Annotated in this window: 16 protein-coding genes; 13 read left to right on the forward strand and 3 right to left on the reverse strand. The window is 67.8% G+C overall.

Annotated features, from left to right (window positions below):
* Positions 1 to 122 precede the first annotated feature (122 nt).
* The 11 genes from MUG96_RS11940 (at position 123) to MUG96_RS11990 (ending at position 7459) form a co-directional block, all read left to right on the forward strand.
* Positions 123 to 473 (forward strand): 50S ribosomal protein L18e, encoded by a 351-nt coding sequence (locus tag MUG96_RS11940; protein WP_246983055.1) that lies wholly within the window; start codon positions 123 to 125, stop codon positions 471 to 473.
* Positions 470 to 907 (forward strand): 50S ribosomal protein L13, encoded by a 438-nt coding sequence (locus tag MUG96_RS11945; protein WP_246983056.1) that lies wholly within the window; start codon positions 470 to 472, stop codon positions 905 to 907. The genes MUG96_RS11940 and MUG96_RS11945 overlap by 4 nt, the downstream gene beginning before the upstream one ends.
* On the forward strand, positions 901 to 1299 hold the full coding sequence (locus MUG96_RS11950; RefSeq protein WP_246983057.1) for a 30S ribosomal protein S9: 399 nt from the start codon (positions 901 to 903) through the stop codon (positions 1297 to 1299). The genes MUG96_RS11945 and MUG96_RS11950 overlap by 7 nt, the downstream gene beginning before the upstream one ends.
* 12 nt (positions 1300 to 1311) lie before the next feature.
* Positions 1312 to 1506 carry a DNA-directed RNA polymerase subunit N gene (locus MUG96_RS11955; RefSeq protein ID WP_246983060.1) on the forward strand — a complete coding sequence of 65 codons (195 nt, stop codon included), beginning with the start codon at positions 1312 to 1314 and terminating at the stop codon, positions 1504 to 1506.
* A 1-nt stretch (position 1507) separates the two neighbouring features.
* Entirely contained in the window at positions 1508 to 1684 is a 177-nt protein-coding gene (locus MUG96_RS11960) for a DNA-directed RNA polymerase subunit K (protein WP_246983062.1), read from the forward strand.
* Positions 1681 to 2934 carry a phosphopyruvate hydratase gene (gene eno / locus MUG96_RS11965; RefSeq protein WP_246983064.1) on the forward strand — a complete coding sequence of 418 codons (1254 nt, stop codon included), beginning with the start codon at positions 1681 to 1683 and terminating at the stop codon, positions 2932 to 2934. The genes MUG96_RS11960 and eno overlap by 4 nt, the downstream gene beginning before the upstream one ends.
* Complete coding sequence (gene rpsB, locus MUG96_RS11970; RefSeq protein ID WP_246983065.1) at positions 2931 to 3740, forward strand: 30S ribosomal protein S2; 810 nt, start codon at positions 2931 to 2933, stop codon at positions 3738 to 3740. Before eno ends, rpsB begins: the two co-directional genes overlap by 4 nt.
* A 78-nt stretch (positions 3741 to 3818) precedes the next feature.
* Positions 3819 to 4196, forward strand: coding sequence for a DUF5518 domain-containing protein (locus tag MUG96_RS11975; RefSeq protein WP_246983066.1), 378 nt, complete (start codon positions 3819 to 3821; stop codon positions 4194 to 4196).
* 44 nt (positions 4197 to 4240) lie between these two features.
* The gene (mvk, locus tag MUG96_RS11980) at positions 4241 to 5245 is read left to right on the forward strand and encodes a mevalonate kinase (RefSeq protein WP_246983067.1); all 1005 of its coding nucleotides are present in this window, start codon (positions 4241 to 4243) and stop codon (positions 5243 to 5245) included.
* The gene (locus MUG96_RS11985; protein ID WP_246983070.1) at positions 5242 to 5997 is read left to right on the forward strand and encodes an isopentenyl phosphate kinase; all 756 of its coding nucleotides are present in this window, start codon (positions 5242 to 5244) and stop codon (positions 5995 to 5997) included. Before mvk ends, MUG96_RS11985 begins: the two co-directional genes overlap by 4 nt.
* 91 nt (positions 5998 to 6088) lie before the next feature.
* Positions 6089 to 7459, forward strand: a complete 1371-nt coding sequence (locus tag MUG96_RS11990) for a hypothetical protein (RefSeq protein ID WP_246983072.1) — start codon at positions 6089 to 6091, stop codon at positions 7457 to 7459.
* Positions 7460 to 7492: 33 nt separating this feature from the next.
* Here the strand turns inward: MUG96_RS11990 and MUG96_RS11995 are convergent, their stop codons facing one another.
* Both MUG96_RS11995 and MUG96_RS12000 read right to left on the reverse strand, forming a co-directional pair.
* Positions 7493 to 8644, reverse strand: a complete 1152-nt coding sequence (locus MUG96_RS11995; protein ID WP_246983075.1) for a sensor histidine kinase — start codon at positions 8642 to 8644, stop codon at positions 7493 to 7495.
* A 43-nt stretch (positions 8645 to 8687) separates the two neighbouring features.
* Positions 8688 to 9821, reverse strand: coding sequence for an acyl-CoA dehydrogenase family protein (locus MUG96_RS12000; protein WP_246988678.1), 1134 nt, complete (start codon positions 9819 to 9821; stop codon positions 8688 to 8690).
* 117 nt (positions 9822 to 9938) lie between these two features.
* On the opposite strand from MUG96_RS12000, the gene MUG96_RS12005 reads away from it, so the two are divergent.
* Positions 9939 to 11459, forward strand: a complete 1521-nt coding sequence (locus MUG96_RS12005; RefSeq protein ID WP_246983078.1) for a class I adenylate-forming enzyme family protein — start codon at positions 9939 to 9941, stop codon at positions 11457 to 11459.
* A 68-nt stretch (positions 11460 to 11527) separates the two neighbouring features.
* The gene (locus MUG96_RS12010) at positions 11528 to 12337 is read left to right on the forward strand and encodes an SDR family oxidoreductase (RefSeq protein WP_246983085.1); all 810 of its coding nucleotides are present in this window, start codon (positions 11528 to 11530) and stop codon (positions 12335 to 12337) included.
* Positions 12338 to 12351: 14 nt separating this feature from the next.
* Here the strand turns inward: MUG96_RS12010 and MUG96_RS12015 are convergent, their stop codons facing one another.
* The gene (locus MUG96_RS12015) at positions 12352 to 13827 is read right to left on the reverse strand and encodes a methyl-accepting chemotaxis protein (RefSeq protein ID WP_246983089.1); all 1476 of its coding nucleotides are present in this window, start codon (positions 13825 to 13827) and stop codon (positions 12352 to 12354) included.
* Between the last annotated feature and the right edge of the window lie 264 nt (positions 13828 to 14091).

Consider the following 14091-nt stretch of genomic DNA (forward strand, 5'->3'; position numbering starts at 1 on the left):
CGCCAGACTCGGCGAGCCGTAAAAGCGAGCAGAGCGGATTCGAACCCCGGGGGCCGGAGCGGTCGAGCGACCGTCTCCCGGCGGTTCGAATCCTGTACCCTGCATTTCTCTGGAGGAAGGTTATGAGTAAGACGAACCCGAGACTCAGTAGTCTCATCGCTGACCTGAAATCCACCGCCCGCGACTCGGGCGGTGCCGTCTGGGGCGACGTGGCAGAGCGGTTGGAGAAGCCGCGTCGCACACACGCCGAAGTCAACCTGGGCCGCATCGAGCGGTACGCCCGGGAGGACGAGACGGTCGTGGTGCCCGGAAAGGTCCTCGGTAGCGGCGTCCTGCAGACGGACGTGACCGTTGCCGCCGTGGACTTCTCCGGCACGGCCCGGACGAAGATCGATCAGGTCGGTGAGAGCATCCGACTCGAACAGGCACTCGAACAGAACCCCGACGGCGAGAACGTGCGGGTGATCCGATGAGCGCGATGGACTTCGAGGCCGACCTCGTGGTCGACGCCCGTGACTGTATCATGGGTCGCGTCGCCAGCGAGGTCGCCGAGCGCGCACTCGACGGGGACAGCGTGGCCGTGGTCAACGCCGAGCAGGCGGTCATCACGGGCCGGCGCGAGGACGTGCTCGACACGTACCGGACGCGCCGCGAACTCGGCTCGGACCGCGGGCCGGCCTACCCCAAGCAGCCGGATCGGATCATGAAGCGGTCGATCCGCGGCATGCTGCCGTACAAGAAGCCGCGTGGGCGCGAGGCGTTCGAGAACGTCCGCGTCTACATCGGCAACCCCATCGACGAGGACGGCGAGGTTCTCGAGGGGACGTCGCTGGATCGACTCTCGAACATCAAATTCGTCCAGCTGGGCGAGATCAGCGAGAAACTCGGAGCGAACGTCACATGGTAACGAACACCTCAGGCAAGAAGAAGACGGCCATCGCGCGAGCGACGGTCACGGACGGCCAGGGCCGCGTCCGGGTCAACTCCCAGCCGGTCGAGCTGGTGGAACCGGAGCTGTCGCGGCTGAAGATGCTCGAACCCTTCCGCATCGGCGACGACGACCTCCGCGAGGCGGTCGACATCGACGTGCAGGTCGAGGGTGGCGGCACGAGCGGACAGGCCGACGCGGTGCGGACGGCCATCGCCCGCGGACTGGTCCAGCACACCAACGACGCGGAGTTGCGCGACGCTTTCATGGAGTTCGACCGGTCGCTCCTCGTGAACGACGTGCGTCAGAGCGAACCCAAGAAATGGGGCGGCCCGGGTGCACGGGCACGCTACCAGAAATCGTACCGCTGAGGTGATCCAAGTATGATGGTCCCGGTCCGGTGTTTCACCTGTGGCACAGTCGTCGGCGAGCATTGGGAGGAGTTCAAGGCCCGCACGAAGGAGGAAGACGAAGACCCCGAGAAGGTCCTCGACGAACTGGGCGTGGACCGACACTGCTGTCGTCGGATGCTCGTCTCGCACAAGGACCTCGTCGACATCGTGGCACCCTACCAGTAACATGGCGGGACAGGACAACCGCTACGAGAAGGCTCGCATCATCGGGGCGCGAGCCCTGCAGGTAGCCTACGGGGCGCCGGTGCTCATCGACACGGAGCAGACCCAGCCGATCCTCATCGCGGCCGAGGAGTTCGACGCTGGCGTCCTCCCGTTCACCGTCCGCCGGGGTGACAAATGACGCTCGTCGCCGACGTCCGGCTCCGCCGCGTCCTCGACTCCCGGGGGAACCCGACGGTCGAGGCGGAAGTGACGACCGAGAACGGCGGATTCGGCCGCGCGGCCGCACCGAGCGGCGCGTCGACTGGCGAGTACGAGGCAATCGAACTCCCGCCGAACGAGGCCATCGCGAAGGCCCGCGAGATCGCCGTCCCGCGGCTGGTCGGCGAGGTCTACGCCGGCGACCAGCGCGGCGTCGACGAGACGCTACGCGGCGCCGACGGTACCGACGACTTCTCGGAGATCGGGGCCAACAGCGCGGTCGCCATCTCGATGGCGGCGGCGAAAGCCGGCGCCGACGTGCTCGGCGTTCCGCTGTACCAGCACCTCGGCGGCGCGTTCCGGGGCCGGAACTTCCCGGTGCCGCTGGGCAACGTCGTCGGCGGCGGCGAACACGCCGCGGACGCGACCCACATCCAGGAGTTCCTGGCGGCGCCGGTCGGCGCGCCGAGCGTCACCGAGGCCGTCTTCGCCAACGCGGCGGTCCACGGCGCCGTCGGCGACATCCTGGCCGACCGCGGCATCGCGGCCGGCAAGGGCGACGAGGGCGCGTGGGCACCCTCGATCGACGACGCCGAGGCGTTCGAGGTGGTCGACGAGGCCATCACGGCCGTCGAGGAGGAGGTCGGCTTCGAGATTCGCATGGGCCTGGACGTGGCCGGTGCGGAGCTGTACGACGCCGACGCGGGTGTCTACCGCTACGGCGACCACGAACGGGACACGGCCGAGCAGATCGACTACGTCGCGGACCTGGTCGCGGAGTACGACCTCGTCTACGTCGAGGACCCGCTCGACGAGGACGACTACGAGGCGTTCGCGGAACTCACGGACCGAGTGGGTAGCGGGGCGCGGAGCGCCCCGGACAGCGCGAGCGGGCGGCGCCCGCGAGCGGGCGAGACGCTGATCTGTGGCGACGACCTGTTCGTGACGAACACCGACCGGCTGGCCGAAGGCATCGAGCAGGGTGCGGCCAACAGCATCCTCATCAAGCCCAACCAGATCGGGACGCTGACCGACGCCTTCGACGCCGTCGAGCTGGCGACCGAGAACGGGTACGACTCGGTGATCTCCCACCGGAGCGGAGAGACGGAGGACACGACGATCGCACACCTCGCCGTGGCGACTGACGCCCCCTTCATCAAGACGGGCGCGGTCGCGGGCGAGCGCACTGCCAAGCTGAACGAACTCATCCGAATCGAGGACAACGCATGAGCGGAAACGAAGAGGAAGGCCTCGACGCGGCCGAGTCGGACGTGGACCCGGAACCGGCAGACGACGCCGGCGCGGACCCGGAGCCCGACCCCGACGAACCGGTCGCCGAGGCTGACACCGAGGAACAGACCCCCGACGACGAGTCGGCGGAAGACACGGCGGCCGAGGAGGTCGAGGAAGAGGAAGCGGACGGACGGCTCGACGAGGACGTCATGCCGGACGAGGAGGCCGACCTTCTCATCCCGGTCGAGGAGTACCTCGCGGCCGGTGTCCACATCGGGACCCAGCAGAAGACCAACGACATGGAGCGGTTCATCCACCGCGTCCGGACCGACGGGCTGTACGTGCTGGACGTCTCGATGACCGACAAGCGGATTCGGACGGCGGCGGACTTCCTCGCCAACTACGACCCCGAGCAGATTTTGGTGGCCTCTAGCCGCCAGTACGGCCGGTTCCCGGCCGAGCAGTTCGCGGACGCCATCGGCGCCCGCGCTCGCACCGGGCGGTTCATCCCGGGCACGCTGACCAACCCCGACTATGACGGCTACATCGAACCCGACGTGGTCGTCGTGACCGACCCCATCGGCGACTCCCAGGCCGTCAAGGAGGCCATCACGGTCGGCATCCCGGTCATCGCGATGTGTGACTCCAACAACCAGATCAGCAACGTCGATCTGGTCGTCCCGACGAACAACAAGGGTCGCAAGGCCCTGTCGGTCGTCTACTGGCTGCTGGCGAACGAGACGCTCGACCGGCGCGGCGCCGAGCCGGCCTACGCCCTCGAGGACTTCGAGAGCGAACTCTGATTCGGCGACTGTTTTCCGTGTCGACGCGGGCGGTTCCGTGCGGCTGACATTTATTACACCACCCGATGAACGACGGGTATGGGCGCAGGCGATACCTGGTTCAACGCACTCATCGGTGCGGTCGTGACCGTCGTGACCTCGTTTACAGTCATCTCGCCGATCCTCGGCGGGGCCATCGCCGGCTACCTGAACCGGCGCGATGGCATGAGAGCCGGTGCGCTCTCCGGTGTTATCGCGTCCATCCCGCTGCTCGGGATCATCTTCCTGATCGGGAGCGTCTTCGTGTTCCTGCCGTTCGCCGGCCCGGAAATGATGTCGGGGTCCGGAATGATGTTCGGGCTGGCCGGCGTCCTCGTCGCCGTCTTCGTGTTCTTCGTCGTCCTCCTGTACGGCGTCGCGCTGGGCGCGCTCGGGGGGGCCATCGGCCAGTACGTCTACGAGGAAGACGTCCTGTAGGAGCGTTCGGAAATCCACTTACCGGAGGGGGGAGAAAGGCGGGTATGGTCGTTTCGAGCGCTCCCGGGAAGGTGTACCTCTTCGGGGAGCACGCGGTGGTGTACGGCGAGCCAGCGGTCCCCTGTGCCATCGAGCGACGGGCGCGGGTGCGGGTCGAGGAACGCGACGGCGACGCCCTACGAGTCCACGCGGAAGACCTCACGCTGGACGGGTTCACCGTGGAGTACTCCGGCGTCGCGGACGCGCCCGACGTGGACGTGTCGGAGTCGCTCGTCGAGGCAGCGGTGGGGTACATCGACGGGGCCGTCGCACAGGCGCGCGACGCGGCCGACCGCCCGGACGCGGGGTTCGAAATCACGATCGAGAGCGAGATTCCGCTCGGGGCGGGGTTGGGTTCGTCGGCCGCGGTCGTCGTCGCCGGAATCGACGCCGCGACGCGGGAACTCGGCGTCGAACTGACGCCCCGCGAGGTGGCCGAGCGCGCCTACCAGGTGGAGTACGAAGTCCAGGACGGACAGGCCTCGCGGGCGGACACCTTCTGTTCCGCGGTCGGCGGTGCCGTCCGCGTCGAACGTGACGACTGCAGGGCAATCGAGGAGGTACCGAACCTCCCGTTCGTCATCGGCTACGACGGCGGGGCGGGCGATACGGGCGAACTCGTCGCGGGCGTCCGGGCGCTCCGCGAGGAGTACGACTTCGCGGCGGCGACCGTCGAGAGCATCGGCGACGTCGTCCGGGCGGGCGAACGGGCGCTTTCCGACGGCGACCTCGAGGAACTCGGACGCTTGATGGACTTCAATCACGGCCTGCTGGAGGCGCTGGGCGTCTCCGCGCGGTCGCTCGACGAGCTGGTGTGGGCCGCCCGCGAGGCCGACGCCCTGGGGGCGAAGCTGACCGGCGCCGGCGGGGGCGGGTGTATCGTCGCCCTCGACGAGACCGAGGGGGCCGAGACGGCCCTGAAGTACACGCCGGGCTGTGAGGAGGTCTTCCGGGCGGAGTTGGACACCGACGGCGTTCACACGGAATCGGGGGGCGACGGGACGCAATGACCACGGTGCTCAAACTCGGTGGGAGCGTCGTGACGGACAAGGAGGCCCCCGAGACCGTCGACGAGGAAGCGGTCGCGGCCGCGGCGTCGGCACTGGCCGACGCGACGGACGACCTGGTGGTCGTCCATGGCGGCGGGAGCTTCGGCCACCACCACGCGGACCGCCACGGCGTCTCGACGACCGAGGGGACCGACGACGCGGTGGCCGTCCGCGACATCCACGGAGCGATGAAGCGCCTGAACGGGGCCATCGTCGACGCGCTGGCGGCCGAGGGGGTCGCGGCGGTCCCCGTCCACCCGTTCTCGCTGGCCGCGCGGGACGAGGCGGGGGCACTCACCCTGCCGACCGACGGCGTCCAAACCCTGCTCGGAGAGGGGTTCACACCGGTCCTGCACGGCGACGTGGTCGCACACGCGGGCCGCGGCGCGACCATCCTCTCCGGCGACGAACTCGTGGTCTCGCTGGCGCGGGGGCTGGACGCCGACCGCGTCGGGCTCTGTTCGGGTGTACCGGGCGTGCTGGACGAGTCGGGCGCGGTCGTCGACCGCATCGACGCCTTCGCGGACGTGGCGGACGCGCTCGGCGAGAGCGACGCGACGGACGTGACCGGGGGCATGGCGGCGAAGGTCCGGGCGCTGCTGGACCTCTCCGCACCGGCCGCCATCTTCGGCCCCGACGACCTCGCCGCGTTCGTGTCGGGGGAGCGTCCGGGAACGGTCGTCGCGGGCGGGGCCGACGCCGACGGCTCCTGACAGGGGCTTCACACGTAATCGCCATGCAGCGCCGGTCTGACCGGCAGATATCGCCGTAATCTATTTGTCCCCGGTTGCCAAAACTCGGGACATGACAACCGTCAGAATTGTGGACGGACTGAAATACGGGTTCAGGTTCCTGGGCCTCTATCTGGGACTCCTGCTCGTGAGCGGCGCCGTCGTGGTCGGCGGACTCGCCATCGCGGGCGACCCGGTGTTGTCCCTGCGAGGCGGGACGCTGGTCCTGACTCCCAATCTCGCCGCGGCATCGCAGACGGTGCTGGGCGGGTTCGCGGTCGTCGCCATCGGCGCGCTGCTCTGGCTGGCGTTTTCCTTCGGACTCCTCTATAAACTGATCGCCGACGCCGTCTCGACGGGTGTCGGCCTCTCGACACACAGGACTGGGTCCGCTGTCGCTGACGCAGAAGACGAGGGTGACGAAGCCGACGACACCTTCGCAGGCAGCTCGGACGACGGGGACGACGCGGACCAGGGAACGGCCCGCGAACCGCCGGCAGCAGCCACCTCGGCCAGCGAGGACGACGACGTGCTCTCGAAGATGCGGGCCAGCGAGCAGTCGAGGACCGGTGCCGACGCGGACGAGCCGGACGGTGTCCGCGCGGACCGGGGCGACGTGGCGGCCGGTAGTACGGAAGGCAATTCGGGACGGACACCAGCGACGGACCCGCTCTCGGCCGACGAGCGCGTCGGCGCGGACGAACCGTCAACCGGCAGTGGCGGGCGCGGCCCCGGCCAGCGCTCGGGCGTCGTCGACGCGGACATCGAGTCCGGCACGGACCCGACTGTCGGTAGCTCGGACGCGACCGACCCGAACCACGACGAGTCGACACCCACGGAGTCGGGCGTCGGGCGGGGCGACGAAAGCGAGCGTGTCGACGAACCAGCCGCCGAGGGGCTACAGTCCGACCGGCAACGGGACTTCGAGCGCGAGAGCGCGGGGGAGTCCACGGACAGTCCCGAGGACGAGCCGGGTGCGTCGGGCGGAGCCGAGGAGTCGGACACAGTCGGTGCCGAGGAGTACGACGAACGGGGCTACCCGCGGCGCGATTCGGCCGGCGACGACAGCGCGGAGGTCGAGGAGCCGGCGGACGGCGCGGACCCGCTGAACGAACCGGCCGACCCACCGGAGCCGAGCGACGAGTTCGTCGAGCGGACCGAAGACTCGACAGCGGACACCGTCCCTCTCGACGAGCCGCTGACGGAAGACGAACCCGAGGACACCCCGCCCGGGAGGTCGTCGAGTACGCCCCTGGACGAGCCGATCACCGACGAGGGCGAAGACGACGAGGCGGTCCCGCTGGACGAACCCATCACGGACGCGGACGAGGAAGACGACGAGGCGGTCCCGCTAGACGAGCCCATCGACGACGAGGACATCGAGGACACGACGGACGAGCCCGGCGACTGGGAGCCGCTCGACGAGAGCGACCTGAAGGACTGACCGCGTCGGTCCGTAGCGTTCGGAGCCCGGTCGTCAGTCAGTCAGTGACCGCTCGCCGATGGCGGTGGACTCCGTCGTGGCCTGCTTTTCGGACCGGGGGAGGGCGACGGTGATGACGGTCCCGTCGGGCCCGGTCTCCGCGATTTCCATCCGCCCCCCGTACCGTTTCGCGAGGCGGTCGACGATAACTAGCCCGAGCCCGTGGTCCGCCCGCAGGTCGACCGACGGGCGGAGTACGTTCTCCCGGACGTCCTCGGGGAGACCGGGGCCGTTGTCGGCCACGTCGACGGTCAGGGAGTCGCCGTCACAGCGGGCAGTGACGGACACGCGCGGCGGCTCGCTGTCGTTGTGCTCGACCGCGTTCTCGAGCAGGTTCGCGAACAGCCGCCGGACGAGGTCGTCGGCGCGGACGGTCGTCTCGTCCGACAGGTCGAGGTCCACCTCGGCGGCCGCGTGTCGGTCCCGGAGACGCTCGACCTCGTCGCGGAGGATGTAACCGAGGTCGACCGGTTCGAGATCGCGTTTGCCGTCGGTGACGTCGAGCAGGAAACGCACGTCCTCGATGACGCGTGTCAGCCCGTTCGTCTGTCGGCGGATGACGCCGACGCGGTCCTGGAGGTCCGAACCGTTGTCGACGGCCGATTCGAGGATCGACGCGTGGCCGTCGATGGCCGTCACGGAGTTGAGGACCTCGTGACGAAGGAGTGCGTTGAGGTATTCGAGCAGTTCACGCCGCTCCTCCGCTTCCTCGGCGCGGACCTCCGCGCGCTCCGCCGTGACCGCCCGGTCGATGCTCCGGGCGTTGGTGAGACCGATCAGGAACCCGCCGCCGACGCCGACCAGCGCCCCCCACCGGACAACGCCGACGACGTTCCACAGTTCCTCGAAGAAGAACCACGCGACGAGCAGGAAGAACCCGCCGAAGAAGGCCGCCCCCGCGGCCGTCCAGCCCGCGATTCGTGGGTACCGTTCGACCGAGAGATCGCCCCGGCCGAGCCGGTAGCCGCCGCCGACGAGCAGGACCGCGAACGGGAGACACGTCACCAGGCCCGCCACGAACGGGACGGTGACCGGGTACGGGCCGACCACCCGTACCCACGTCTCGGCGGCCGCAACAGCGGTGAGCAGGCCACCGCTTCCGGCGAGTACTGGGCCGAGCCACCGTCCGTAGACGGTCGGTGCCACTCGTGTGATTTCGGACGAGGTAGTCAAAGGCTCTTTGGCTCTCTCAGAGGCCCAGTAACTCCTTGGCGATGATGTTGCGCTGAATCTCGCTGGTCCCCTCGCCGATCTGGTAAATCTTCGCGTGGCGGTACTGGCGCTCGACGGGATACTCGCGGGTGTAGCCGTTGCCGCCGTGGAGTTGCATGGCGTCGCTCGCGACCGACTCCGCGGCCTCCGAGGCGTGGAGTTTCGCCATGCTCGCGAGCTTCGTCGGCTTCTCGCCGCGGTCGATGCGGGCGGCGGCGTCGTAGGTGAGCCGTTTCGCGTTCTCGACCTGGACGGCCATGTCCGCGAGTGTGTGCTGGACGGCCTGGAACTCCTCGATCTTCCGGTCGAACTGTTCGCGCTCGCCCGCGTACGCGACGGCCTCGTCGAGACAGCGACGGGCGATGCCGAGCGCCTGGGCCGCGATACCGACCCGCTCCTCCTCGAAGAACTCCATGAGCTGGTAGAAGCCGGCGTCCTCGTAGCCGACGAGGTTCTCCTCGGGGACGCGGACGCCGTCGTACCGGAGCTGGGCCGTCTCGGAGGCGTTCCAGCCCATCTTCGAGATTTCCGACTCGACCGCGAAGCCGTCGCGGTCGGTCTCGACGATGAACGCCGAGATGCCGCCGTGCCCCTCGTCGCCGGTGCGAGCCATCGTCAGCACGTAGTCGGCGATGGTGCCGTGGGTGATGAACGTCTTGACGCCGTCGATGACGTACTCGTCACCCCCTTTTTCCGCGGTGGTCTCGATGCTCGCGGCGTCGCTCCCGTGGGACGGTTCGGTGTTGCCGAGCGCGCCGATGAGGTCGCCCGAGGTGACCCCCTCTAGAATCCACTCCTTCTGTTCCTCGGTGCCGTACTCGGCGATCATCCGCGTGCCGAACTCGGTGCCGATGGCCGCGAGCATTCCCGCGTCGGCGTAGGCTATCTCCTCGGCGAAGATCGAGGCCTCGACCTGTCCCATGCCGGCTCCGCCGTACTCCTCGGGGATCGAGACACCGATCAAACCCGCGTCGACGGCCTTCTCCCAGACTTCGCGGGGCCACTCCCCGCTCTCCTCGTGCTCGCGAGCGACCGGCTCGACCTCGTTTTCGGCGAACTCCCGGGCCGTCTGCCTGACCGCGCGTTGTTCCTCCGTCAGCGAGAAGTCGATCATACACCCCCGACGGGAGCGGGTGTGTTAATCGTTTCCGATGGGCATGAACGGACACGCTGTTGTCGGGTCGTGTTCCCCGGCAAAAATAAGTGATTTGATACCGATTACCGTGCCATGAACTTCGCGAACTACGTCGACGTCGCTGCACGGAACGCACCGGACCGGACCGCGCTGACGGACCACCGGCGGGAGGTCACCTTCCGGGAACTGGCGGGGGAGACGAACGCCGTGGCGAACGCGCTAGCGGACCTCGGCATCGGGGCGGGCGACCGCGTCGCGCTGTATCTGCCCAACAGCGTGACGTTCGTGACGGCGTACTTCGGCGCGATGAAACGCGGTGCGGTCCCGTTCCCGATCAACATGCGGTTCAAGGGTCACGAGATCGAGTACGTCCTCGAGGACTCGGGAGCCGTGGCGGTCGTGACGGCCGGCCAGTTCGAGGACGCCATCGCTGACCTCGACGTCGACGCACTGGAGCACCTGATCGTGGGGGACGGCGAGCGCGGCCACGACTACGCGGCCCTGATCGAGGGTGCCGGCCCCACCTACGACGTGTATCCGCGGAAGGACGGCGAACTCGCGGAACTTGTCTACACGAGCGGGACGACGGGCCGGCCGAAGGGCGTGAAACACACGCACGGCAACCTCGACGCGAACGCGCGCGGGCTGATCCGGTACATGAACTGGTCGGCGGCAGAGATCGGGCTGACGGTCTGTCCCTGTTTTCACGTCTCCGGACTGAACATCACGGTCACGCCGTACGTCGTCGCCGGGGCGACGAACCACCTGCTCCCGGAGTGGGACCCCGAGACGACGCTCGAGACCATCGCGGCACGCGGCGTCACCTACACCTTCTTCATCCCGACGATGGTCATCGACCTGCTGGAGTCGGGGCTGGCCGCGGAGTACGACACCTCGTCGCTGGACGTGATCGGCGTCGGCGGGTCGCCGATGCCGAAAGAGCGCATCGAGGCCGTCGAGGAGACCTTCGACTGCACGCTCCTGGAGGGGTACGGGATGACCGAGACGACACCGCTGGCGGCCATCAATCGGCCGGACCAGGAGGTGCGGAAAGCGGGCAGTATCGGCCCGCCGGCCGAGGAAGTCGTCGACGTGCGTATCGAGGACCCGGAGACCCGCGAGGAGGTCGGGACGAACGAGAAAGGGGAGTTCCTCTGGCACGGCGACACGATCACGCCCGGCTACTTCCGGATGCCCGAGAAAAACGAGGAAGCACTGGTCGACCGGGAGGGGAAGACGTGGCTCCGGTCGGGCGACATCGGGCGGATGGACGCGGACGGCCACCTGTTCGTCGAGGACCGGATCGACGACATGATCATCACCGGCGGGGAGAACGTCTATCCCCGCGAGGTCGAGGAGGTGGTCTACGGGCTCGACGGCGTCGCCGGGGTGGCGGTCATCGGCACGCCACACGAACGTCTCGGGGAGACGATTACTGCCATCGTCGTCCGCTCCGAGGACGCGGTGACGGCCGACGACGTGGAGTCGATCTGCCGTGCGGAACTGACCGACTACAAGGTCCCCCGCCGGATCGAGTTCGTCGACGAACTGCCGAAGACCTCGACCCGGAAGATCGACAAGGTGTCCCTCCGCGATCAGTTCGGCGCCGAGTGACTCGTCCGATGGCCGCCGAGGGGAAACGCATTTGACCGTCCTCCTCGCAGTGTGGCAGGAGTGACCACATGACAGGGTTCGAGCCGACGCCGCCGAGTACGGAACTGTTCGCGGACGACTTGCTTTCGGGCGAGACGGCGCTGATAACCGGGGGCGGGACGGGAATCGGCGAGGAGATCGCGGTGGCGATGGCGGACCACGGCGCGGACGTGGCCGTCGCCAGCCGCGAGATGGAGCACCTCGAACCGGTCGCGGACGCCGTCAGGGAGCGCGGCCAGGACGCCTGTGCGACCACCGTCGACGTCAGAGACGAGGACCGGGTCGACGAGATGACCGAGACGGTACTCGACGAACTCGGCGAGATCACGATCCTCGTCAACAACGCGGGGGCGAACTTCGTGACGCCGGCCGAGGACCTCTCGGCGAACGGCTGGCGTGCCGTCGTCGGGACGATCCTCGACGGAACGGCCTACTGCTCCTTTTCGGTCGGCGAGCACATGATGGACAACGGCGGCGGGGCGATCATCTCGATGGGGGCGACGAACTCCGTCGACGGCGCCCCGTACCACGCTCACTCGGGGGCGGGGAAGGCCGGCGTTCACAATCTGATGCAGTCGCTGGCGAGCGAGTGGGCGAAATACGGCATCCGGGCGAATACGGTCGCGCCGGGCATCATCGAGACGGAAGGCGTGACCCAGGCGGCGGGTGGTGCCCTGCCGGACGTCCTCCTTGAGGACCTCTCGGCGGACCGGTTCGGCCAGCCGGCCGACTGCGTGCCAATTACGCTCTTTCTCGCGAGTCCAGCGGCGAACTACGTGACCGGGAGCTACTTCGCGGTCGACGGCGGGCACCTGCTCCGGCAGTCGCCGTACGAGTGAGCGGTACGCGGGGGTTACCGACCCTCGTGGGTCAGGTCCGACACCGACTCGTTGAGTTCGTCGACCATCGCGGCCTGCTTCTCGGTGTTCGCGACGATGTTCTCGACGGCACCGGAGATGGTTTCGGCCTGATCGACCGCCTCGTCGACCATGCTCGCGATCTCCTCGGCGCTGGCCGCCTGGTCGTCGGTCGCATCGGACACCTGGCTGATACCCTCGGTGGCCTCGCTGACGGCTTCGACGATGGCGTCGAACCGGTCCATCGCGCTCTCGACCTGCGCGATTCCGTCGTCGATCTGGTCGGTCGTCTCCGTCAGGTTCGCCACCGTATCGTCGGTTTCGGCCTGGATCTCCGACACCATCTCCTCGATCCGACCGGCGTTTTGCTGTGACTCCTCGGCGAGGGACTTGACCTCGTCGGCGACGACGGCGAACCCTTCGCCGGCCTCACCCGCGCGGGCGGCCTCGATGGAGGCGTTCAGCGCGAGGATGTTCGTCTGCTCGGCGATGTCGTTGATCACCTCGACGATCTCGTCGATGTCGTCGACGCGGTCGGCCAGCGCGTCCACGTCGTCGGCGACGGCGTCGGCGGACGTCGACACCTCTTCCATCACGCCGATGACGTCGTTGGCCGCCTCGTCACCCGCCTCGGCGAGTTCGGCGGCCCTGTCGCTCGTCTCGACGACGCTGTCGGTCGTCGAGGCGATCTCCTCGACGGTCGCACTGAGGTTTGCCACCTCCGAGGAGATGGTCTCCATGTTGGTCGCCTGCTCGGTCGTGATGTCGTTGATCTCCTGGGAGTTGCGCGCCACGTCGTCGGCGGATTCCTGGAGTTGCTGTGAGTCCTGGCGGACCTCCCGGACGAGGTTCTGAATGGATTCGCCCATCTCGTTCAAGTTCGCGACGATCCGGAGGAAGTCGTCTTCGAGGAGGCTGTCTCCCCGGTCGAACTCGACACGGGCCGAGAAGTTCCCTGCCTCGTACTGGGCGATGGTGTCGATGAGTTCCGTGAACAGTTGCCTGAGCTCCTCCTGGTAGCGCGCTGAACTGGTGATGTCCTGAACGATCTCGATGACGCCGACGAACTCGTCGCCGCGGTAGACCGGCGTACAGATGAACCAGATTTCGGTCCCGTCGATGACGCTTTTGTCCTCGTAGACGTAGTCGCCACTCAGGAGCGTGTACTGGTCGTTCGCCAGGTCGACGTCCGAGAAAGTTCTGTGTGCGTTCCGGGGCTCTTCGACCACCTTCTCGGCCAGCGTCAGGTTTCGCTGGTCGGACCCGTAGAACTGCTGCCCGAGATTGTCGACGCCGAGGATCTCCTCTTTGGACCCGCCCAGGAGGGCCGCTATCTGGTCGTCCCACGCGATCACGACGCCGTTCTCGTCCAGTGCGAAGGCTGGCATATCGAACGTGTCGAGAACCAACTGGAGGTCGAAGCCGTGTGACTCGGAGTCGACGGACGGCTTCCCTTCGATGGCTTCGCTCATACCTACGTACGCTCTTGCATCAGTAAATAACGTGTATGCCGATTATCAGTGACTAATATGGGCCAGTGGATTTAAAAACCAGCCAGGCTGCTGACGGAGCGACAAACCCCACCTTTTTTAACTGGCGTGTCGTAGGCCCGCGTAACCGAGCGCACGGCCGCCCGGAGACGGTTGGGGCGGCCGGCAACACATCGAGCGGTTCGGTGTGTCCGAACGGGATTGACTGCCAACCGGCGTGTCCGGGGCTTCCAACGGCCTCGGATC

The sequence above is a fragment of the Halorientalis marina genome (assembly GCF_023028345.1).
Classification (GTDB): Archaea; Halobacteriota; Halobacteria; order Halobacteriales; family Haloarculaceae; genus Halorientalis; species Halorientalis marina.